The following is a 20,913-nucleotide window of genomic DNA, read 5'->3' on the forward strand; positions in this document are numbered from 1 at the left end:
ATATATCCATTGTCTATTTTACCGAAATCCTCATCATTTTACTAATATGTTACTCTTCCACTTTAAACTGCTCAACTAATCTTTCTAAATCTTTCATATGCTCTGTCAAACTTTCCATCGTGTGGGCTACCTTTTCTAGATGATTAACCTGTGATTCCGTTGCAGCGTGTACCTCTTCAGAAACAGCTGCACTTTCTTGACTCGTACCAGCAATTGTATGCATTACCGCTGTAATTTCTCCTTGCTCGTAACCTATGTTATGTACCTCTTCTACAATTTTTTCAACTGAAGTACTAATCGTATTTACAACTGACATAATTGTGCGGAACTCCATTTCTGCCTCTGTCGTCACTTTATTTTGCACATCTGCAATGTCTTTCAATTTACTTACAACTTCTACAACCCTTTTTACTTCTACTTGCACATCACCAATCATCGTTGTGATTTCTCCGGTTGCCTCTTTTGATTGTTCCGCTAATTTCCGAACCTCTTCAGCAACAACAGCAAATCCCTTACCTTGCTCACCTGCACGTGCAGCTTCAATTGAAGCATTTAAAGCAAGCAAATTTGTTTGATCTGAAATACCTTTTATAAGCTCAACCACATTTTGAATCGATCCAACTCTTTGTTCTAACTTACCCGATGCTTCTTCTGTATGAACAACAATCGAAGATGATTGCCCCCTTGTACGGACTAAGTTCCTCATTGTATTTAACCCTTGCTTAGATGCCTCTTCCGCTTTGCCAGCCACTCCTTTTATTTCACCAACGGAGCTATTCATTTGTTCCACTGACTCCGCCATATTCTCGAGTTGAGCTGAAACTTCATCCACACTATTCGCAAGAGTAGAAGCTCCTCCGCTCACATCATCCATTGCTCCTGAAACTTCTCTACTAGCCGCTACTGTTTCGTTCGTTAAATAATGTAAACTATTCGTTGATTGTTGCACTGTTGATACGCTGTTTTTAATTTTACTTACCATTTCATTCATTTGTTCAACCATATCATTAAAGTGCTTCGTCAACTCTCCAACTTCATCTTTACTTGTCACTTTCATTCGCAGCGTTAAATCGCCTTCTGCTACTTTTTGAACGTGATTCTTTAATAATTGCAGTGGTCTTGCTAATCTTCTTGAGAACAAGTAGGAAGCTACGATTCCAACTAATAAACTAATACATGCCATTATAATAACTGTATTTCTCGTACTATTTAATAGCCCATCGATCGTTTCTTTCGGATAAAAGATTCCTATCGTCCATTTCATCGTATCAAATGATTGACTATAAACAACTACATCTTCACCTTTTATTGTAGTGACCGCATATTTTGTTACCTCTTTATTTAAGCTCTTTATAAGTGGCTCTTTAGAAACATCTTTCCCTATCTTTTCTGGATAAACAAGAGCCATATTTTTATCATTTATAATAAACATTTCTCCGTCATTATTGTATTGAATATTGTGAAGCAACTTCTGAATCGTCCCAAGCGATACATCCATCGCAACAACGCCTAATACAGACCCATCTTGAGCTGTAATTGCTTTAGAAACACCTACACTTAACTTTCCTGTTGCAATTTCATAAGAAGGTTGTCCCCAATGGACCTTTTTTACATCAGCCTCTGAATCTTTATACCATGGTCTTGTCGTTGGATCATATCCTTCTGGCACTTGCCCACCTTCAGCAAGATTGGCACTTAATGTTTTTTTATCTTTCGTACCAATATATAAATCTAAAATACCAGGATGATTCTTTTTATACTCCGCAAACTCTTTCGTTAAAAACGCTTCCTCTTCTGGAGTAACCCCACCTTGAAGTATATTACGAATCATCTCACTGTTCGCGTAATACCCCATATCTTCATCCGTTCTTTGAACAAATGTCGTAAGTTGCTCTGTCACAAGATCCATCGCATTTTGAGAATACTCGTCTAAGGAACGCACTTCCTTTTCTTTCTGTAATTGATACACAGCTGTACCCAATATTACGAACATCATAGAAATAAGAACTGAAAACACTACCGCAATTTTTAAACGTAAACTTCTTAACATCTTCCCCCCAGCATCCCCTTCGCATTAAATTAAAAACTTATTAATCATTATATTAAGTATAATAGATAAAATTAAAAAATTGAAATTAATTCTCACCTTAATACAATTAGAAAAAGGAATACCACTTGTGCAAAAACAAATAGTTCATTATCCTTAAAATATAATCTCATTCGTTCGGAGGGAACTATGTTACAAAAATTCGGTTTCTCACAATATGAAAGCCAAGCTTATGAAGTTGTCGTATCAAGCAATGAACCATTAGATGCTACAACAATTGTGAAGCATTCAGGTGTTCCAAAAGCAAAAATATATGAAGTACTAGCACGCCTAATCGATAAAGGAATGGTAATGGATTCTGTTTCAGAAAAGAAAAAATTGTATACAGCATTACCACTAAAGCTAGCAATTGAAAAATTAACGACAGAATTTCAATCAAATATTAAAGAACTGGAAACAAATATATCAAAAAAATCATTTACAGATGACCGTGTTTGGAGCTTAAAGATGCAATCTTCTATTCGAGTTCAAAGTAAAGAACTCATTGAAAGTGCAAAAGAATCAATCCGTATTTCAGCTTGGAATGATACTCTTTTAGAATATCTTCCTTTACTAGAACAAAAAGCAAAACAAGGTGTTCAAATTGAATCCCTTATTGTTGGAGAAGTAGAAACAGACTTAGAAAACATGCATTTTCTAATCCCAGCTGAAGAGCCTAATGCATTAGAGCGCTACTTGCTACTCATCGTTGACGATCGTGAAATTTTATTTGCTGGCGTAGAACAAGAGTCATGGCAAGCGATGAAAACAATGTCACAACCTTTCGTAAAGTTCTTTACAGAATTTTTCTATCACGACGTTGCACTTGCAAAGATTACTCAAAAACACCACGATCTCTTTATGGAAGATGAGGAAATTAAGAGTTTGTTGATGAAGTTGAGGTACTAATTAAATAATAAAAAGGAGTCTAGTTTTTCAACTAGACTCCTTTTTATTCTGTTCCTTTATATCCATCAACAGCTCAATAATTTTCTCATTTTGCTCTACCTGTTTCTCTGAATTTTTATAGATGAAACGAACCCATCTAAGTGCAAAAATAATAAGAAACAAAGGGAGCATTGAAATTAGAAGACCAATAATTGAAAAATTCGTATACATATACCTCACCTCGCTATACACCCTTTTCTCCATTTCTCTACTAAAACCTGCAATTTTTTACAAATAAAAAAGAACCTATCAAACGATAGATTCTTTTTTTGCAAGCTGAGTAGAGCGTCCTCTCGTAATCGAGAAAACCGCGCAAAGCAGTGCTAATATAATAAAGCCACCGCCTACCCAAGCGTTATATATAACAGATGATTTTTCAATAACAACTCCGCCTACTGTTGAACCGAGTGCAATTCCTAAATGAAGCGCAGAGTTATTTAAACCTTGCTGGATACCAGCTGATTCCGGTGCAATTTCAATTAAATAATTTTGCTGTGCTGGTGAAATCGCCCAGCTCAGCATACTCCAAAGTCCCATCATAATGATGAAGAGCGGGAATGAGAATGTCATTAATGGCAACATGAAGATTGCACATGCAAATACGATAATAATCGAGATAATACTTTTCTTCGATCCCCATTTATCAGCAAGCCAGCCACCAAAGCCGCCACCAATTACTGCTGCGATTCCGAAAATGAAGTAAAACACACTAATCCAATTTGCTTCAACATGCATGACATCTTTTAAAAACGGTGTTAAATATGCATACAATGTTAAATGCCCCGTTAAAAACAAAAATGATGTTAACTGTGCACTTACAATTTTTTTATCTTTTAAAGTAGCAAGTTGTTCTTTTATTGATAATACCGATGTCGGTGGTACTTTCGTTAAGAACAATGAAATACAAGCAATTGCCATAACTGTTAATATCGAAATTAATACAAATGGCGCACGCCATCCGTATGCATTTCCGAGTACAAGACCAAGCGGTACTCCAAGTACAAGTGATCCACTAATTCCCATAAAAATGATTCCAATTGCACGCGCACGAAAATGCGGTTCTACTACACTAGAAGCAAGTGTTACCGATAGTGCAATAATTAATGAACCACTCGCCGCACAAATAACCCTTGAGAACATTAGCATTCCGTAATTCACACTAAATGCCGAAATAATATTTCCGATTAAGAAAATCGATAATGCTCCAACATACAATTTTTTTCTTTCAAACTTCCCTGTCAAAGCTAATAAAACTGGACCTGACAAAGCAAATACTACTGAAAATATTGTTATAAGCTGACCAGCTGCGCTAATAGATACTCCTAAGTCGTTGGCAACTAAGTCAAGCGTTCCTCCTATAATTAGCTCAACCGTTCCGACTACGAAAGCCGCGATAGCTAAAATATAAACACGAAAATTCAAGTCTTTCCCCACGCTTTCTATTTTGGTTACTACGACTATGGTAACCAAAACAGAAAGTGGACGCAAGTACAATTTTTTTACAGTAAAAAAGGTAGGCGTATTATACGCCTACCCTTCCATCATTCTGTTTCTTTCTTCTTATTCAAGTACCAATACACCGGAAGTCCCGTAAAGACAATTCCAATTGATAAGAAACAACTTACTGGATCGTTAATAATCGCACTACCGATTACAAAGAACGAACCTAAAATCGCAACGATTGGTACGATTGGGAATAACGGTACACTATATGCACGCTCTTTATTCTTATTACGTTTCCTTAAAATGAAGACACCAATAAACGTCATTACATAGAAAATATAAATAATGAATACGGAAATCTCAGATAGCTTATTTGGATCACTAATAATCATTAAAATAATTCCTAAAATGATTTCAACAGTAATCGCATTTGCTGGTGTTTTAAATCTCGGACTTTCCTTTGCAATAAATTTAGCAAATGGAAGTTGTCCACGTTCTGCCATAGACATTGGAATACGTGGGAACGTTAAAATCTTTCCATTTAAACAACCGAAAATAGAAACGATAATACCGATACTAATAATTTTCCCACCATATTCTCCAAGTAACATACCAGCAGCTGTCGCTGTTGCATTTTCTCCAAGGTCTACAATTTTCGCTGCTGGTAATACATTTAATAACGCCAAGTTAATCAATACGTAAGCAGCTGTTACGATTAAAATCCCCACTGTCATTGCTTTCGGTAATAACTTTGTTGGATTCTTCATTTCTCCACCAATCGAAGCAAGTAAAATCCAACCGTCATAAGCAAATAACGTTGCTAAAATTGCCATACCGATACTTTGATTTTCCGATATTGGCACAACTACGTTAAAAATATCGCTATTCCCTTTCCAGAAACCTAGCACAACAATTAACACAATCGGAATCATCTTCCCAATTGTCGTGATTGTTTGAACGATACCTCCGTATTTTGTTCCCATACTATTTACAACGCCAAGGAAAACAACCGTTCCAATTGCGATTGGTAAATTCCATACTTTATCTAAATAGAAAAAATTAATCATTAAAGAACTAAAGTATAAACCTAATGTTCCGATAATAGCAGGTCCATAAACAATTGTTTGCATCCAACCTGATAAATATCCCCAAAAACTTCCGTAAATCTCCTCTAAATACGTATACAACCCACCATTTTTCGGGATTTGCGCTCCAATTTCAGCTACTGTTAAACCACTTGCTAGCGTCAACAGACCACCAATTACCCAAGCAAGAATGGCCATATTAGAACTCCCCGAGTAATCTAATACGTTCCCTGGTTTCATAAACACACCAGATCCAATAATCGTTCCTACTACGATAGAAAGTGCTACCGTTAAACCAATTTTGTTCTTCTCATCATGATGCATGCTGCGTATCCTCCTTCCAATCCTAGTGTGATGCAAAAATGAAATAAAAAAACACTCCTCCCTAAAAAGGGACGAGTGTTGTATTCGTGGTTCCACCCTTGTTTCAATTCGTAAAGTAACACACTTCACCAATTTCTCAAGTCTAAATAACGGTTTTTGCCGGCAAGCAATTACTAGATGTTCGTTCACTGCTGCAGTTCAGAGGTGGTAATCTATTTTTCCGTATTAGGAAGCTCACAGCCAAAGGCTTCCCTCTCTGGGAATCGTAAAAAATTAATCGTGTCCTCATCATCACTTCTTGATGTCGAATTTTGTAGTTATTGTTCATTATATTGAATTGTTAGAAAAAATCAATATATTTTTTTATATAACATAGGAAATATTTCTCTTCTTATATTATAACAAAAGATACAAAACTTCTCTATTTCTCTAAAAATGGTACAATCCATTTAGGAGGTGTACCAATAATGATTGCTTTCTTTTGTATCATCGCTACGTTTCTTTCTGTTCTATTCGCTATCATGCATCGGCACAAGTATCCTGGTTATAGCGTTTTAGCCGTAGCTATTATACCCACTCTTTCCTTCTACGTATTGGGTAAATATCAATATACGGAAGTGTTTATCGGTTTTGCAATCTTCTACTGCGTCTTTGGATACATACTAACAATGAAAAAAATTTTATTGAATCATTAAAAGGGACCGATTTCTGCTGACAGAAATCGGTCCTCGCACGTACCTTCCGGTTGCCCACACGAAAGATACGACTTCACTCAATTATTTCTCATCTTTTTTCATAAAAAATTTGTGATGTGGAAGATTCACATTCAACGCCTCTAATTGTTTCTTTTCATTCTCTAAAATCGCTTTCGCTTTTTCTTTCGTTGCCTCATCTAATCCCGCAAAGATGTCTTCATGCTTCTCTTTCTCTGGAAGTTTTACATCTAGTTTTATTAATGCTTCTTTTGCTTGTTCATGCGTTAATTTCCCCGACTTTTCTTGTTCAAAAATTGACTTCACTTTTTCTTTCGTTGCTTCATCTAAGTCAGCAAGGATGTCTTTATGCTTACCCTTCTCTGGCATTTTCACGCCTAACTTTGTTAATTCCTCTTGTGCTTGTTCACGTGTTAATTTACCGGACTTTTCTTGCTCTAAAATCGACTTCGCTTTCTCTTTCGCCTGTTCATCTAAGTTAGCAAACATGTCTCCATGTTTACCTTTCTCCGGCATTTTCACGCCTAGCTTTGTTAATTCCTCTTTTGCTTGCTCATGCGTTAATTTTCCAAACTTCTTTTGCTCTAAAATCGACTTCGCTTTTGCTTTCGCCTGATCATCTAATCCTGCAAACATGTCTTTACGCTTCTCTTTCTCCGGAAGCTTTACACCTAGTTCCTCTAACTGTTTCTTTGTATCGTCCATAATTGTTTTTACTTTTTGTTTTGTAGCGTCATCCAAATCCTTTTTCGCCGTTTTTGTAGACTGTTCAGCTGCTGGAGTATTCGTTGCCGCGAATGCCGGAATACCGACTCCTCCAATGATTCCGAATGATAAAGCACCTGCAATCGCTAAATACCCAACTGTTTTCTTCTTCATAGGAAATTTCCTCCTTCATATTTCTAAAGCATGTACACTTTCGTATACAATGCCAATAGTAATGTTGGTTTCTTAAAATTTCCTTAACGATGCAAATAAAAAACACCGCTCGTAATGAGCGGTATTTCTCTATGCTTTTTGTAATTGTAACTCTTCACGTTCCATTATTTTTCTTAATACAATTGTTTGTGTCATTGTAAATAAGTTACCTGTTATCCAGTACAATACAAGTCCTGATGGCGCCGCAAACCCCATAAATAGAATCATTGCCGGCATCATAATTTGCTGCATCTTTAGCATCTGTACTTGTTCTCCAGGTGTAATATTAGATTGGAAAACTTTCATCTGAATAAATGTCGTTAACGCTGCAATAATCGGTAATATATGATATGGATCTGCATGTCCTAAGTTCACCCATAAAAACGAAGATGTGCGAATCTCTTCCGTTCTACTAATCGCATAATACAAAGCAGAGAAAATCGGCATTTGTATAAAAATTGGCCAGCAACCAGCAAGTGGATTCCAACCGCCTGATTTCATTAGTTCTGACATTTCTTTTTGATACTGCTTTTGTTTTTCAAGATCTTTGCCTACATCACCGTACTTTTTCTTTAACTTCTGCAATTCAGGTTGCATTTTCTTCATTTTCGCTTGGCTGCGATATTGCGAAACAGCTAATGGAATCATTGCTGAACGAATAACGAGCGTCATAATAATGATGGCAATCCCAAAGCTAGCTCCAGGTATATGATGAGCGACAAATTGAATCATAAACGAGATTGGATATACAAAATAATGATCCCAAATCCCAGTACTATGTGCATCAATTGGGGCCGCATTACTGCAACCAGATAAAACAAAAACAAGTAATAATGATAAACTAACGAGCACAGCTCGGTATGATTTTAACATGTTCATTCCTCCAATGTTTCGTAATTATTTAGCGAAACATTGGTGTATACGGACCGACCTCGTCATTCTCTTCACTTGATTCTTGTCTGCGTACAGAACGAATCATCCCATATTTATAAAAAATAGAAAATAGCGGTACATTTCCCGCACTATCTTCACATGTATCAACTAACGTAAAAGCTCTTTGTCTACCGCTTGATGCTTGTTGACGCACAAAGCGAGAAACATTAGCAAGGAAGAAAACTTCTAATAAACAAAGTGCCGTCGTTACAAACGATATATATAAAATTGCATCCTGCAATAAAAATTCCATCGCTTCACATCCTTAATAAGGTCATTTTAGCACATTAGGCAAACATTCTCTATTTCCTTTTATTTTCAAAAAAAGTATTTTGCATATTTTCTCAAGAAAACAATAATTAAGAAACGTTGTATTCGCTTTCTTTAGTATATTCACGCACATCAATGAATAGGCTTGATTTATTAGAAATTTATAAAATTTTTGCATTATAATAAAACTATTGCCAGTTTTTGAAAAAACCTTTATTCTCTTCTTGTAATCAAAAATGAATATGGAGATGAAACATACTATGGGTCAACTAGGAGACGCCGATTACGTTCCCGACACCGCCTTTTTATCCTTCCCAGCAGCTAAAACATTTCATTTAGAATTTATGATTCAGTTGGTTGTTATTTTTATAGCTTCTATTTTGTATGCAATTTCTATGAATATGTTTTTTATCCCGCATAATATGATTAGCGGTGGATTCGCTGGTGTAGGGATGATTATCGGTTATTTAATGCACTACAATATCGGTGCACTTATCTTTTTACTAAACATTCCTCTTCTTATTTTAAGTCACTTTTACTTAGGCAAGAAGACAACCTTTTTAACAGCGTACTTTGTAGCTGTGTCATCTTTAGCGATGAACATTATCCCGGTACACCAAGTTTCAGACGATATTTTACTTTCTTCTGTATTCGGTGGTGTTATCTGCGGAGCAGCTTCAGGAATTATATTCCGATTTGCTTCTTCAACAGGTGGTTTTGATGTTGTTGGATTGATTGTAGCGAAATATAGAGATGTTTCAATTGGAGCAATCATATTTGTATTCAACTTAATCTTACTTGTCGCAGCAGGTTTTATTTTCGGATGGGATATTACACTTTATACGTTAATTAGTCGATTTGTAGTCAGCAAAGTTATCGATGCTGTGCATACGAAACATATTAAATTAACGATAATGACTATTACAGAAAAAGGCGAGGAAATAAAAAGCGCACTACTACATCACGGCATACGCGGGGTGACAATGGTAGACGCTGTCGGCGGCTATACAAACCATAAGAAAAAAATGATTTACACTGTCGTGACTCGCTATGAGTTAGGCGAAATGAAACGTATTATCCGTCAAGTGGATAACAAAGCATTTATGAACATTACTGAAACAGTTGAAATTGTCGGCCGTTTCAAACGTATATAAAAAAGGTTAATACATTAAAGGGCATAACATATTAGTCATATATACTATGTTACGCCCTTTGTTATTCAACTAACGCACCCTTTAGCATAATAAAATCACGAAGTTTATTACTACAAATCGGAGGATAGCATTCCATATACAAAACTATCTGTCCATTCATTTTTATTCCAAAAATCTTGTATGAAATGGGCTTCCTTTCTCATGCCTATTCGTTCACACAATTTTTTTGAAGCTGTATTACGTGCATCAAGATTAGCTTGTATACGATGTACATTACATTCATTAAATAATTTAAATACCAAACTACTTACTGCTTCTGTTGCCAAACCTCTTCCAGCTACTTCATTTGAAAAACTATAACCAATCTCAACAGTGTCCTTCATATTTGTGTACCATACGGATAAATCACCAACTACTTTAGTCTTGTATATAACTGCCAAACTTAATATTGATTCTTCAGTAAGTAAATTGTTTGCTAGCTTCTTATTAAATCTTTTCTGCATGTCTTCATGAGTCCACTTATTATGTAATAGGAACTTACATGTATCATCATTATTATAAATAGCAAATACATCCTGTAAATCAGTACTCTTAAAAGGTCTAATTATTAATCTTTCTGTTGTGATCTCCAAGTTAGCTCCCCTCCCTTACATTCATGTTACAAAACATTTTTTATTGTATTTAAGCCTCCTTCTTAGATCTCACCTTGATTACATATTTCATCATAATAAATTAAAATCCTTCTTCCACTAAACTGCATTGTTAATGGTATCTCCTTGCGCTTTTTATTTTTTACACTTATTACAAAATCAGATAATTCTATTATTATGTCCCTAAATGTGTTATAATGAAAGCAGACTCACAAAAAAAGAGTATATAGACTTGGAAGTTTCTCTTATTTTACAAGCAAAAAGAAACGAGCAGTCGGGTATATTTCAGACACCATACACGTAACGGTTTAAACAACCGATCATCTTAGTTACTCTTCAATGATCTTTTTATAAAAAGATACGTACAATTAAAACTCACTTCAATATACTATACCTACCTTTTTGACTTCCAAATCATCTTATTACATAGGGAGATGAAAATATGAATCAATATATACGATATACAATAGCTGTCCTGTTTGCTATTATCGGCGGTACGATTTGTTTCTGGACAAACACACAGCTTGGAGAGAATATCATTTTTAATGGAATCGAAACACTTGTAAGCGCTTCAATTTTAGGCGGATACATTTACTTCCTCTTCAATCCAGAAGAAAATGCTCAGAAAACAATGTTATTAACAATGATTGGAATCGTTGGTGGATGTATTTCCTACTCAATGACAAACTATACATTACCACTTCAATTAAGCTCAGCTTTCTTCCACGGTCTATGGACTTGGTTCATTGCATTCTGCTTAGCAGACGTATTCAACCTATTACAAGACAATGAAGAAGATAGCGGTCGCCAAATTGAAAGTAACTCTTAAGCTGGAAGGAATTCTTCCAGCTTTTTTATGTTGGTTTGCATACACCGGCACTACAATAAAAAGAAGCTACCCAACGGCAACTTCTTTTCCACATACCCCACTTCGTATTCACTAAAATATATCAACGATTTTTCAAATATATCGATCGTTTCTCCACTTATATCAACGATTTTTTCATTATATCGACGATTCGGCACAAGATATCGATTTAACGACAACCTTAGACATCCAAAATGCACAACATACCCTATCCCCCAAGCAACTTACTGCCGAACTCTACGATTAAAAAGATAATTAATAGGATCGCGAGTATCTTTAATGCTACATATGCCACTTTAAAAACAACATAAATGAGCAAGACTATCAAAATAATTGATAAAATTTCCATATTTACTTCCTCCAAGCTGTGCTCTTCTTATCTTATTTTACTCGCCCTAGGCTGTTTATGGAACGGCATAAGATGACATATAAAAAAGAGGATACCTCACCCATCGTAAGATACCCTCTCTTTCAGCTGCTCCAACCATTCTCTTTCTAATTGTAAATATCCCATCTCACTCTTCTCGGCACTCTTTAATTCTTTATCAGCTTTCTTCATATAAATACGGGACGCTTCCATATTGCCCTCTAAATATTTAATAATTCCTTGTGTACGGTAATATCCGTTTAGGTCCATTTTTGTAATGGCCTTTGCATGTTCCTTTGCTTCTTGCAAAGAAAGACTGTCCATCTGATAAAGGGCTTTATATAAAAGATACCAACTATGAAAACTACTAACGAAAAACTTATTTTCTTTCGTTACAGGTAGTTGAACAATTTGTTTTATATACGGTATCGCTCTTTCCATTCCCTCTTGATCCGCACGAGCAAAAAAGACGAGCATAAGTCTACTCATTATCTCTCTTATGCCTTTATTCTCTTTTATTTTTTCCTCACTAAGTTCTACTAATCTTTCATCCCAATCTTTCGGTCTTTTATAACTAAATAACTCACTCGATATTTGAATCTCATATAAATGATTTCTAGCTCTTTCATCATCTTTAATTAAAATAAGAAATTGCATCCCATCACTCATAAGTGTTCCTTTTATCGGCACAATTGTAACTGCAAAGATTGCAAAATGGAAAAAGGAAAAATATAAAAGATATTGATAATAACTTACCATGTATATGTAACCGGAAGTAATACCAAATAGTAAACTCGTAATGGGTCCACCTAAAGTGAGCCAAGCCCATTTTTTCGAAAGGTTAGGTGTCTCTATAGAAGGTGGTACTAGTGTTGCAACGCCTCCAAAGTACGCCCATAATTTATTTTCTCGAATGCGTAATTTTCCTTTTTCTTTTTGAATAGTAATGGGTCCTACTGTCATAAATTTAAATGTCAAACCAACTATTACACCAAATACTACATGTCCTAACTCATGAATGGCTAACACTAACAATGCAATTCCAACTATTGCCCATAGGTTCAAAATTACTTCTAATTTCCCAGTTCGGATTACTCCGTATAAAATGGACAGAATTAGCGCCACTGTCATTGAGCCAGCTGGCCTTCTTAAAATATCCACCTTTTTCTCCCCTTAATAAATCATTTTTCTCTGCATTTCGTACATGAACTTCCCGAGATGCAATATCCAAATAAATGAGATTAAACCAATTAACACAAAATCGATATCACTAGCAGCTGTATATATAACGGCAGCCCACCATACATATGCCAATATTGTATTCGTAAATTCATACGCTTTATATCCAGCCTCATGCACAATGTGCTTTAATCCTTCATCTGCGTTTTTCGTCCACATTTTCATAGATTCCATATACGTTACACCTTGTTCAGGATATAGCTTATTATAACGATTTTTTGTTATGAGCCCGATAATCACTACAGTAGTTAAACAAACAATAGAAGCTACTAAATTCCACACCGCAAATGAAACATTAGTATCCTGCAACAGTGCACGTCTACATGTAATAACTGCATATACAAACCATGCCTGCGTCACTATATCACCTACACGTAAATATATACTTATAATGCCTAATTTTCTGCCTTGTACGCTCTCTTCTTCATCGCGTGCCTCCGCTAACATACGCGTATTCTTCCAAGTGTAGTACATCATTAAGATTCCAAAAATAGTACATAGACCTATAAATGTATTGGATGATAATTTTCTCGGTTCATCCGAGAGTAAATTTAAAGCTATATAAGACGTTAAAAAGCCACCCATCATACTTAACGCTATTTTCCCCACAGAATCAAATTGTTTTTTTCGTTTACTCTTCATCATCCTCTTCCCCCTCCACTAACGTGAATATTTCCTCCACCGATACATTGAAAATTTGTGCGATTTTTAACGACAATACAATAGATGGTGCATAATCCCCACGCTCAATTAAACTAATCGTTTGCCGTGATGATCCAATCGCTTTCCCTAAATCCCCTTGTGATAAACGATGCTTTGCTCGCAATTCCCTCACTCGATTTTGAAGCTTCATGTCTTCCCTCTTTTTCATTTATTTAATTAAAATTGTAAATAATATCCTTATTTTTGTCAATTATAATTGTCATTTTGACGTTAATAATTGACAAAAATAAAGATGTATTATGATGGAAATAACCTATATAATGAATGTGAAATATTAAACAAAGGAAGTGACATATGAATAAAATATCTACTTTTTCCTATATTCTTACTAAGCTTACAGCGACTTTCTTGTTATTATCACTTATTAGCACGCTTCTCTTAACAACTAGTCAACAAACATTATATAGTTTCTTAGCTGGATTACGAGAACTACTATTTGTTCCCTTCGTTCCTATTCTTGCTGCATATGCAATTGTTTGTTCTATTTGTATCGATAAATTGAAATTAAAAACACATACAAGACTGAAGACAATATTACTTTATATTTTTTGCGGCTATTTATTTTTTCTTCCCTTCCTAATGTTTAAAGAAGCTAGTCTAATACAGTTCTTGTTACTCGGATCAATTGGAGCAGTATGTTCTCTTTCTTTCTTTTTATGTACAGTCATAGCAACAAAATTTAAGTGGGTACAATATTTCGTACCAAGCATTATGTTTATTATATTTATCACAATCAACTTAATAGATTTAGAAAGGTTTGGAACATCAAAAGAACAATGGGTCGAAACAAAAACAGATAACTCTTTCGAAGCATCTTTTCAACATTTTAGTGGTGAACATAAAGTCCCAATTGAACTAAAACGAGGTGACATATTAGAATTTACCATTGAATCACGAGCTGAAAATTCGAATGGCTACATGGGAGACGTAAAAATGGCTAGTGAATTTCAAGAGGAAGAAAATTACTTAGCTCCAGCTGGCCCTAATACATATCATTTCGCGGCAATTAAGACAGGAACTTATTACATTATAGTTAGCGGAAATCAGCTAAAAGGAAAGTTAAAAATAGATTGGAATATAAAGTAAAACTTTAATCAGCCCTCACCAATCGGGCTTTTACGGGCAGCAGGGCCCCCACCTAACTTCTTTGCCTCCGCTGAATTTTGAGGCGGGGGTCTTACTGCCCGGCAAATAGCGGGATAAAATAAAAAAGGCAGTGCTTTTGCACTGCCTTCCTAAATTCTGACATAGAATGGATTTCATATTAGCTTGCGTTTTGTAGTAATACTCGTTTTAACTGCTTACGGAAACGAATACTTAACGTAACCGCTACAATCACAATCACTCCAAAAATGATTTTACCGATATGACCTTCTAACACTCCAAAGATATCATGTAAGTTTCCACCTAACCAGTAACCACCGATTAAGAAGAATGATACCCAAAATAGAGCGCCTGAATAAATTGTAATGGCAAAACGACGGAATGGTAAATTAATAATTCCTGCAAAGTATCCTGTGAAATGACGTACACCAGGAATAAAGAAACCAATAAAAATCAGGAAGTACCCATACTTATCAAACCACATTCTCGTTAAATCAATTTTTCTTTGTGTTAAAAATACGTATTTTCCATACTTTTGAATGAAAGGCATACCTAATTTATTTCCTAAAAAGTATTGAATCGTCATTCCTACACTTGTCCCAATAAAGGATAGAATGATTAAAATCGGTAAACTTAAATCACCCTTCTGCGCTAAAAATCCCGCATATGCTAATGTCGGCTCTCCCGGAAACGGAAGTGCAATATATTCTAACAGCAAGCCAACAAGTACAACATAGTACCCGTATTGCTGAAATAATTCATGAATCCATTCCATGTCATCTCTCCTTTCAATCACGTACAACTTCTTACTATTATTGTATAAAAAAATTGTCGAAATAACTATCACAATAGCTTACATTTTTATTACATTTTTGTAAGGGTCACACTAATGATTTCCGTTCTTTATTAATTAGTAAAAATCATTTTTCAAGTCGAAATAGCGAAAAGGCGCATTAATAACATGCAGATTTTATCCATTTTTTAGCACTAAAAAACCTCTCTTATTTTGTTCTCAATAAAAAACCATCACAAACTCATGCTAACTTCATATTAGCTTCATATACGTATTGTAAGATTATATCGGAATTTGTTGAAAAATTTAACCAATATATGACTAAGCATTAATTTGAATAAATATAAGTCGTTTTTCGAAATTGAAAAAAGGGTGAATACGAAATGGAAGCATATAAAATGCACGATTTTATTAATACAAATGTTGAATCTCATCAAAATGAAACCGTTTTTAATTTACAAATCTGTGAAACAAGTGAATTTGACGTAAGTTTAACAAAATCTACAACACTATCTTTTATCGTTTCAAAAAAGAATATTAAAATTGTCACGAAAAAATGGATTAATTCAAATCAAGAAAGCATGATTGGCAAAAGCTACATCATTCCAACAAAAGCTTTTCATTATTTCTTACCAATCATCTCTGAAAATGAAGATGAGCTAAATATTCAAGTTCAAAGTTTTGGACTACGTGGTGAGCTTTTATTAAATGAAAGATTACTTATTGATAACAACAAACACAACAGCAAAATCACTACATTCTTTGAAACATTAGATGAAAATGTAAATAAAGCATTACGAGGATTACAACTTCATTGTATGTAAGACTCTTACGATAGTAAAAGGAGAATAACAATGAAAAAATTATTATTAAGCGCACTTTTATCATTAGGATTTTTAACTCTTCCATTCGCTAGTGCAGAGGCAGCTACAACGAAAGATCAATTAATCGTAGACACTCAGTTAAATAAAATGGATTATTATCAGGATGGAAAATTTATAAAAAGTTTTACTGTCGCTACTGGAAAAGCTGCAACACCTACACCTAAAGGCACTTTTCAAATCGTAAATAAAATTAAAAACCGTCCTTATTATACAGGCAAAATTAAAGGCGGCGATCCACGTAATCCACTTGGTGACCGTTGGCTCGGATTAAATATGGCAGGAACTTACGGAACAACTTATGCGATTCACGGAACTAACAATAATCAAGCAATCGGCAAAGCAACAACACTTGGTTGTATTCGTATGTATAACAATGATATACACTGGTTATTTGAGCGCGTTCAGCAGCAAGCTACTGTCACTGTAAAATAGCCCAAAAACAAGATTTATGTGTAGCCAAGAATTTTATGTCTTGGCTTATTTTATTTATTCATTTACAGTAGCAAAACAACTGTATTTACATATATAATAGGAATAGATTTGATTAGCTGATATCTAAACATTGATAAACGTAGATATTAAAATTATACAGTTATAATGTTTTATAAATTTTATAATACATACTATAATAGAACTACTGTAATTCTGAACTATTCAGTAACACTAAACTATTCCCCTTGCTACCTTCATGATTATTTTATAGCGGGGGCTTATTATATGTATAAACAATCTGAGTCACTCGAAAAATGATGAATTCGAATATTGCAGTAAAAAGCGTTATTTAGGAGGTGTTACTATGACGCATATACTGGTGATTGAAGACAACCCAGATATACAAGAACTAATTCGTGAATTTCTAATGGCACAAAACTTTACTGTTGATGTAGTTGGTGCTGGAACAGAAGGTATTCTTCTTTTCCAAAAAAATTCATACGATCTTGTCCTCCTCGATGTAATGTTACCAGATATAGATGGCTATAGTATTTGTAAAATTATGCGAGGACAATCTGATGTACCAATCATTATGTTAACAGGCTTACATAATGAAGAAAGTGAAATTAAAGGATTTGAGTTAGGTATTGATGACTATATTACGAAACCGTTCCATTACACTGTATTTATTAAGCGTGTAGAGGCTGTATTAAGAAGGGCAGCAACGAAGGAAGCAGAAGCTGCAACTATACTACAATTCCATGAATTGATGTTAAACTCTACAGCATATGCAGCTTATGTTCATGGTAATCAAATTGAATTGACAACAAAAGAATTTGAAATTATTTATACTTTACTGCAAAATCGAGGAAAAGTATTATCAAGAAGTGATTTGTTGAATAAGGTATGGGGCTATGAACATTATGGTGATGTAAGAGTTATAGATACACATATTAAAAACTTAAGAAAAAAATTAGGAATTACTTATATTAAAACGGTGAAAGGCATTGGCTACAAAATCGAATCGTAGCAAAGACAACATCACCAAAAATATTTTCATCAAAACCTTATTATTTTGTATTCTTTTATCACTTTGTCTTTATCAAATTATTTACTTTCTAGCTTCAAACTACGATAAAGAACGTTTTGCGAAAGAAAATGGAACGCCGACTACAGAACAGGCGGATTTAGATAAGCAAAACAATCAAAGTAAAACGAATCAAAATAAAGCTGTGTCAGAGGGAAGCATTTCCAATTTCCAATCTTCTATTATAGATTATAAATCTCTTTCTACAGCTATCAATCACCTTTTGCAGCCTAGCCAAACTGCAAAAGCAAAAGAACATACACAAAACCTTTCGGGGAAAAATAGCACTTCTAATCCGCTTACAGAAGCAGAAAAGAAAGCCGCTAATAATGATGCCTTACATACACAAAATGCAGCAAGTAAAACAAATGATACAAATGATAATCCAAAGTTAGCAGATGCGTTGCAGCAATTAGCTCCACATATTGGCGCGACAATGCTTGCATTATCACTACTCGGATCTTTAATTTATACAAAACTAATTGCCAAACCTTTTCAATATATGAGCGATGCTTTAAAAGATATTATGAATCTTGATTTCTCAGATAAAAAGCTACTTAACAAAAATACAGATCAAACAGATTTTAATTTGCAAGTAGCCGCTTCACAAGTACCAAATATTGTGAAGAATTTACATGCAAGCAATCAAGATTTAAGAAATGAGCTCAAAAAGGAACAACAATTAGAGCAATCTCGTAAAGAATTTATGTCTATGGTATCCCATGAATTAAAAACACCAATCGCAGCGGTTATGGGACAACTAGATGGCATGATTCACGGAATTGGAGCTTATAAAGATAGAGATAAATATTTAAAACGTTCCTATGAAATGATGCAAGACATTAACATATTAACGGAAAAAATGTCGGAATTATCCAAAATACAAAACCCTCAATTTAAACCGAATTTAGAAGTCATTTCTTTATCTAATATTATTGAGGATGTTATGAAGAAAGTAGATTACTTTGTATCTGTAAAACAATTAAATGTACAATCTAATATTAAACACGACGTACAAATTTTAGCTGATCCTAAATTTATTCAAACTGCTATTTTTAACATTATTTCAAATGCAATTCATTATACAATTGACCATCAGCACGTATATATAAAGCTTTATGAAAAACCAAACGGTTACGCATTAGAAGTATTAAATACAGGTTCACAAATTGATGAAGATAAACTTGCTCATTTATTTGAGCCTTTCTATCGTGCAAACCCTGATAAACACGGTTTAGTACAAGGTAGTGGTCTTGGATTATATATCGTGAAACAAATATTAGATAAACATCAGTTTCCTTACGGGATACAAAACACAGCTCAAGGTGTAAAATGCTCTATTGTATTCCCAAAAGCAATGTAACATTCGCTATAATTACATACCCCAAACTCATACTTCATGTGTGAGTGGCGGAATTTTGTAGAGTGTCTTACTCTGTTTCGTTCGCCCGTTATCCTTATTTGGATAGCGGGCGTTTTTTATTACTTAAAAGGAGGATTTTTCATGGATAAGTTTAAATATTCATTGCTCGTTTTATTCGGTGCTTGCAGCTACGGCATACTCTCAACTATTTTCAAACTCGGATTCCTAAGTGGATTTTCAGCACATCAACTATTAGGAGGACAATATGTCTTCGGATGGATTGGACTATTTCTACTCGTTCTTTTCTTTTCACGTCATAAAGTAACAAAAAAACAATTCTTTTCATTACTAACCGTCGGAACAACAATGAGTATGACTGGAATTTTCTACGCTATTTCTGTAGAAGAGCTACCCGCATCTATCGCTGTCGTCCTACTCTTTCAGTTCACTTGGATTGGTGTCATTATCGAAGCAATTGCAAATCGAACATTTCCAAGCCGCGATAAGATCATATCTATCCTTATTTTATTTGCTGGTACATTGTTTGCAGGTGGTATATTTGAAGGCCTCGGACAAAGTTTTTCTACGAAAGGGATTATCTTTGGACTATTAGCTGCTGTCTCTTTTTCATTCTATGTTTTTGCAAGCGGACGCGTTGCTACAGATGTTCCCCCTTATACGAAAAGCTTTCTTATGACAACAAGTGCGACTCTTATCGTATGCCTATTCTTCCCGCCGACCTTTTTAACAGATGGTGCCCTGCAAGCTGGTCTATGGAAATATGCTTTCTTCCTCGGATTATTCGGCGTTGTTGTACCTGTCATTTGTTTTTCAATAGGTGTACCAAAAGTTGGAACAGGACTTAGCACGATATTAGGTGCAGCTGAATTACCAACTGCTATTATCGCTTCTATTACACTTGTACATGAAGTCGTAACCTTCATGCAGTGGATTGGAATTATTTTTATATTGCTTGGAATTTTCACTCCCCAGCTGCTTACGGCTAGGAAAGAAAGGAAACATAATCGCGTGCATAGCGCTTGAAAAAAAATACAGAATTTATATAAAGTGAAACTTTAATCAGTGGGGGTTTTGTTCATCCCCCACTGATTATCAGCCCTCACCAATCGGGCTTTTACGGGCAGTTGATCCCACCTAACTTCTTCGCTTTCGCTGAATTTTGAGGTGGAGTCTTACTGCCCGTTAATGCGGGATAAAAATATAACTGCAATTAAAATAAGTAAATTTATCGGGAGGTATAAATGACTATTTTAAGCATCGTATTTTTTGCTATTATGTGTATCTTCTTCCTAATAAGATATATGAAAGAAAAGAAATTTTACGATTTACTTCTCATTCCCGTTTGTATATATGCAGGAGCAGTGAAAACTCCTTTCGTAGAGTACTTAAACTTTAATACTACATTTAAAATAACGTATGATATTGCAGCTATTATTCTTGTAATCCTTGCTGTACTTTTCTTTTTGAAAGATAAGAAAGAGAATCATACTACATAACAAAAGACCTTT

24 protein-coding genes and 1 other annotated feature are annotated in these 20,913 nt (G+C 34.7%); of the genes, 11 read left to right on the plus strand and 13 right to left on the minus strand.

The features are described 5' to 3' along the window. Nucleotides 1-49 precede the first annotated feature (49 nt). Nucleotides 50-2,050, minus strand: a complete 2,001-nt coding sequence (locus tag JFU02_RS16500; protein WP_000946357.1) for a methyl-accepting chemotaxis protein — start codon at nt 2,048-2,050, stop codon at nt 50-52. 186 nt (nt 2,051-2,236) lie between these two features. On the opposite strand from JFU02_RS16500, the gene JFU02_RS16505 reads away from it, so the two are divergent. After that, complete coding sequence (locus JFU02_RS16505) at nt 2,237-2,995, plus strand: TrmB family transcriptional regulator (protein WP_000939479.1); 759 nt, start codon at nt 2,237-2,239, stop codon at nt 2,993-2,995. 27 nt (nt 2,996-3,022) lie between these two features. On the opposite strand, the gene JFU02_RS16510 is transcribed toward JFU02_RS16505, so the two are convergent. The 3 genes from JFU02_RS16510 to JFU02_RS16520 form a co-directional block, all read right to left on the minus strand. Then, complete coding sequence (locus tag JFU02_RS16510) at nt 3,023-3,205, minus strand: hypothetical protein (RefSeq protein WP_097960155.1); 183 nt, start codon at nt 3,203-3,205, stop codon at nt 3,023-3,025. Nucleotides 3,206-3,283: 78 nt separating this feature from the next. Then, nucleotides 3,284-4,468 (minus strand): MFS transporter, encoded by a 1,185-nt coding sequence (locus JFU02_RS16515; RefSeq protein WP_142307736.1) that lies wholly within the window; start codon nt 4,466-4,468, stop codon nt 3,284-3,286. Nucleotides 4,469-4,575: 107 nt separating this feature from the next. Further along, nucleotides 4,576-5,886 (minus strand): APC family permease, encoded by a 1,311-nt coding sequence (locus JFU02_RS16520; RefSeq protein WP_201071280.1) that lies wholly within the window; start codon nt 5,884-5,886, stop codon nt 4,576-4,578. A gap of 64 nt (nt 5,887-5,950) precedes the next feature. Further along, nucleotides 5,951-6,187 (minus strand) — a binding site (T-box leader). 166 nt (nt 6,188-6,353) lie between these two features. On the opposite strand from JFU02_RS16520, the gene JFU02_RS16525 reads away from it, so the two are divergent. Further along, nucleotides 6,354-6,581, plus strand: coding sequence for a hypothetical protein (locus tag JFU02_RS16525; protein ID WP_061666027.1), 228 nt, complete (start codon nt 6,354-6,356; stop codon nt 6,579-6,581). 81 nt (nt 6,582-6,662) lie between these two features. Here JFU02_RS16525 and JFU02_RS16530 read toward each other — a convergent pair whose 3' ends face one another. The 3 genes from JFU02_RS16530 to JFU02_RS16540 all read right to left on the minus strand — a co-directional run bounded on the left by JFU02_RS16530 (nt 6,663) and on the right by JFU02_RS16540 (nt 8,703). Next, nucleotides 6,663-7,478, minus strand: coding sequence for a hypothetical protein (locus JFU02_RS16530; RefSeq protein WP_061666028.1), 816 nt, complete (start codon nt 7,476-7,478; stop codon nt 6,663-6,665). Between the two features lie 129 nt (nt 7,479-7,607). Continuing rightward, entirely contained in the window at nt 7,608-8,390 is a 783-nt protein-coding gene (yidC, locus tag JFU02_RS16535; RefSeq protein ID WP_000920529.1) for a membrane protein insertase YidC, read from the minus strand. 28 nt (nt 8,391-8,418) lie between these two features. Then, nucleotides 8,419-8,703 (minus strand): hypothetical protein, encoded by a 285-nt coding sequence (locus tag JFU02_RS16540; RefSeq protein WP_000394934.1) that lies wholly within the window; start codon nt 8,701-8,703, stop codon nt 8,419-8,421. A 277-nt stretch (nt 8,704-8,980) separates the two neighbouring features. On the opposite strand from JFU02_RS16540, the gene JFU02_RS16545 reads away from it, so the two are divergent. Further along, entirely contained in the window at nt 8,981-9,874 is an 894-nt protein-coding gene (locus JFU02_RS16545) for a YitT family protein (protein WP_000530044.1), read from the plus strand. A gap of 110 nt (nt 9,875-9,984) precedes the next feature. On the opposite strand, the gene JFU02_RS16550 is transcribed toward JFU02_RS16545, so the two are convergent. Continuing rightward, nucleotides 9,985-10,506, minus strand: a complete 522-nt coding sequence (locus JFU02_RS16550) for a GNAT family N-acetyltransferase (RefSeq protein ID WP_098221701.1) — start codon at nt 10,504-10,506, stop codon at nt 9,985-9,987. A 460-nt stretch (nt 10,507-10,966) separates the two neighbouring features. Between JFU02_RS16550 and JFU02_RS16555 the strand changes: the two genes are divergently transcribed. Then, nucleotides 10,967-11,353 carry a DUF3938 domain-containing protein gene (locus JFU02_RS16555; protein ID WP_001077773.1) on the plus strand — a complete coding sequence of 129 codons (387 nt, stop codon included), beginning with the start codon at nt 10,967-10,969 and terminating at the stop codon, nt 11,351-11,353. 247 nt (nt 11,354-11,600) lie between these two features. Here the strand turns inward: JFU02_RS16555 and JFU02_RS16560 are convergent, their stop codons facing one another. From JFU02_RS16560 to JFU02_RS16575, 4 genes are all read right to left on the minus strand, one after another. Beyond that, on the minus strand, nt 11,601-11,741 hold the full coding sequence (locus tag JFU02_RS16560; protein ID WP_000404758.1) for a DUF3985 family protein: 141 nt from the start codon (nt 11,739-11,741) through the stop codon (nt 11,601-11,603). 96 nt (nt 11,742-11,837) lie between these two features. Beyond that, nucleotides 11,838-12,890 carry a site-2 protease family protein gene (locus tag JFU02_RS16565; RefSeq protein ID WP_061666031.1) on the minus strand — a complete coding sequence of 351 codons (1,053 nt, stop codon included), beginning with the start codon at nt 12,888-12,890 and terminating at the stop codon, nt 11,838-11,840. 42 nt (nt 12,891-12,932) lie between these two features. Then, complete coding sequence (locus tag JFU02_RS16570; protein ID WP_201071283.1) at nt 12,933-13,640, minus strand: DUF3169 family protein; 708 nt, start codon at nt 13,638-13,640, stop codon at nt 12,933-12,935. After that, entirely contained in the window at nt 13,630-13,851 is a 222-nt protein-coding gene (locus JFU02_RS16575) for a helix-turn-helix transcriptional regulator (RefSeq protein ID WP_000776170.1), read from the minus strand. The genes JFU02_RS16570 and JFU02_RS16575 overlap by 11 nt, the downstream gene beginning before the upstream one ends. 164 nt (nt 13,852-14,015) lie before the next feature. On the opposite strand from JFU02_RS16575, the gene JFU02_RS16580 reads away from it, so the two are divergent. Continuing rightward, nucleotides 14,016-14,807 carry a hypothetical protein gene (locus JFU02_RS16580; protein ID WP_061666029.1) on the plus strand — a complete coding sequence of 264 codons (792 nt, stop codon included), beginning with the start codon at nt 14,016-14,018 and terminating at the stop codon, nt 14,805-14,807. 178 nt (nt 14,808-14,985) lie between these two features. Here the strand turns inward: JFU02_RS16580 and JFU02_RS16585 are convergent, their stop codons facing one another. Further along, nucleotides 14,986-15,600 (minus strand): DedA family protein, encoded by a 615-nt coding sequence (locus JFU02_RS16585; protein WP_061666126.1) that lies wholly within the window; start codon nt 15,598-15,600, stop codon nt 14,986-14,988. 401 nt (nt 15,601-16,001) lie between these two features. Between JFU02_RS16585 and JFU02_RS16590 the strand changes: the two genes are divergently transcribed. From JFU02_RS16590 to JFU02_RS16615, 6 genes are all read left to right on the plus strand, one after another. Further along, entirely contained in the window at nt 16,002-16,442 is a 441-nt protein-coding gene (locus tag JFU02_RS16590) for a DUF3978 family protein (protein WP_000388768.1), read from the plus strand. A gap of 30 nt (nt 16,443-16,472) precedes the next feature. Further along, the gene (locus JFU02_RS16595) at nt 16,473-16,934 is read left to right on the plus strand and encodes a L,D-transpeptidase (protein WP_000735057.1); all 462 of its coding nucleotides are present in this window, start codon (nt 16,473-16,475) and stop codon (nt 16,932-16,934) included. 364 nt (nt 16,935-17,298) lie between these two features. Next, on the plus strand, nt 17,299-17,964 hold the full coding sequence (locus JFU02_RS16600) for a response regulator transcription factor (RefSeq protein WP_000148834.1): 666 nt from the start codon (nt 17,299-17,301) through the stop codon (nt 17,962-17,964). Next, a complete protein-coding gene (locus JFU02_RS16605; protein ID WP_000201955.1) occupies nt 17,942-19,384 on the plus strand; it encodes a sensor histidine kinase in 1,443 nt (480 codons plus the stop codon). Before JFU02_RS16600 ends, JFU02_RS16605 begins: the two co-directional genes overlap by 23 nt. 141 nt (nt 19,385-19,525) lie before the next feature. Further along, entirely contained in the window at nt 19,526-20,428 is a 903-nt protein-coding gene (locus JFU02_RS16610) for an EamA family transporter (protein WP_000357151.1), read from the plus strand. Nucleotides 20,429-20,646: 218 nt separating this feature from the next. Next, nucleotides 20,647-20,901, plus strand: a complete 255-nt coding sequence (locus tag JFU02_RS16615) for a hypothetical protein (RefSeq protein ID WP_061666127.1) — start codon at nt 20,647-20,649, stop codon at nt 20,899-20,901. Nucleotides 20,902-20,913: the final 12 nt, after the last annotated feature.

Origin of the sequence: Bacillus sp. TH13, assembly GCF_016651175.1 — a bacterium.
Taxonomy (GTDB): Bacteria; Bacillota; Bacilli; order Bacillales; family Bacillaceae_G; genus Bacillus_A; species Bacillus_A thuringiensis_S.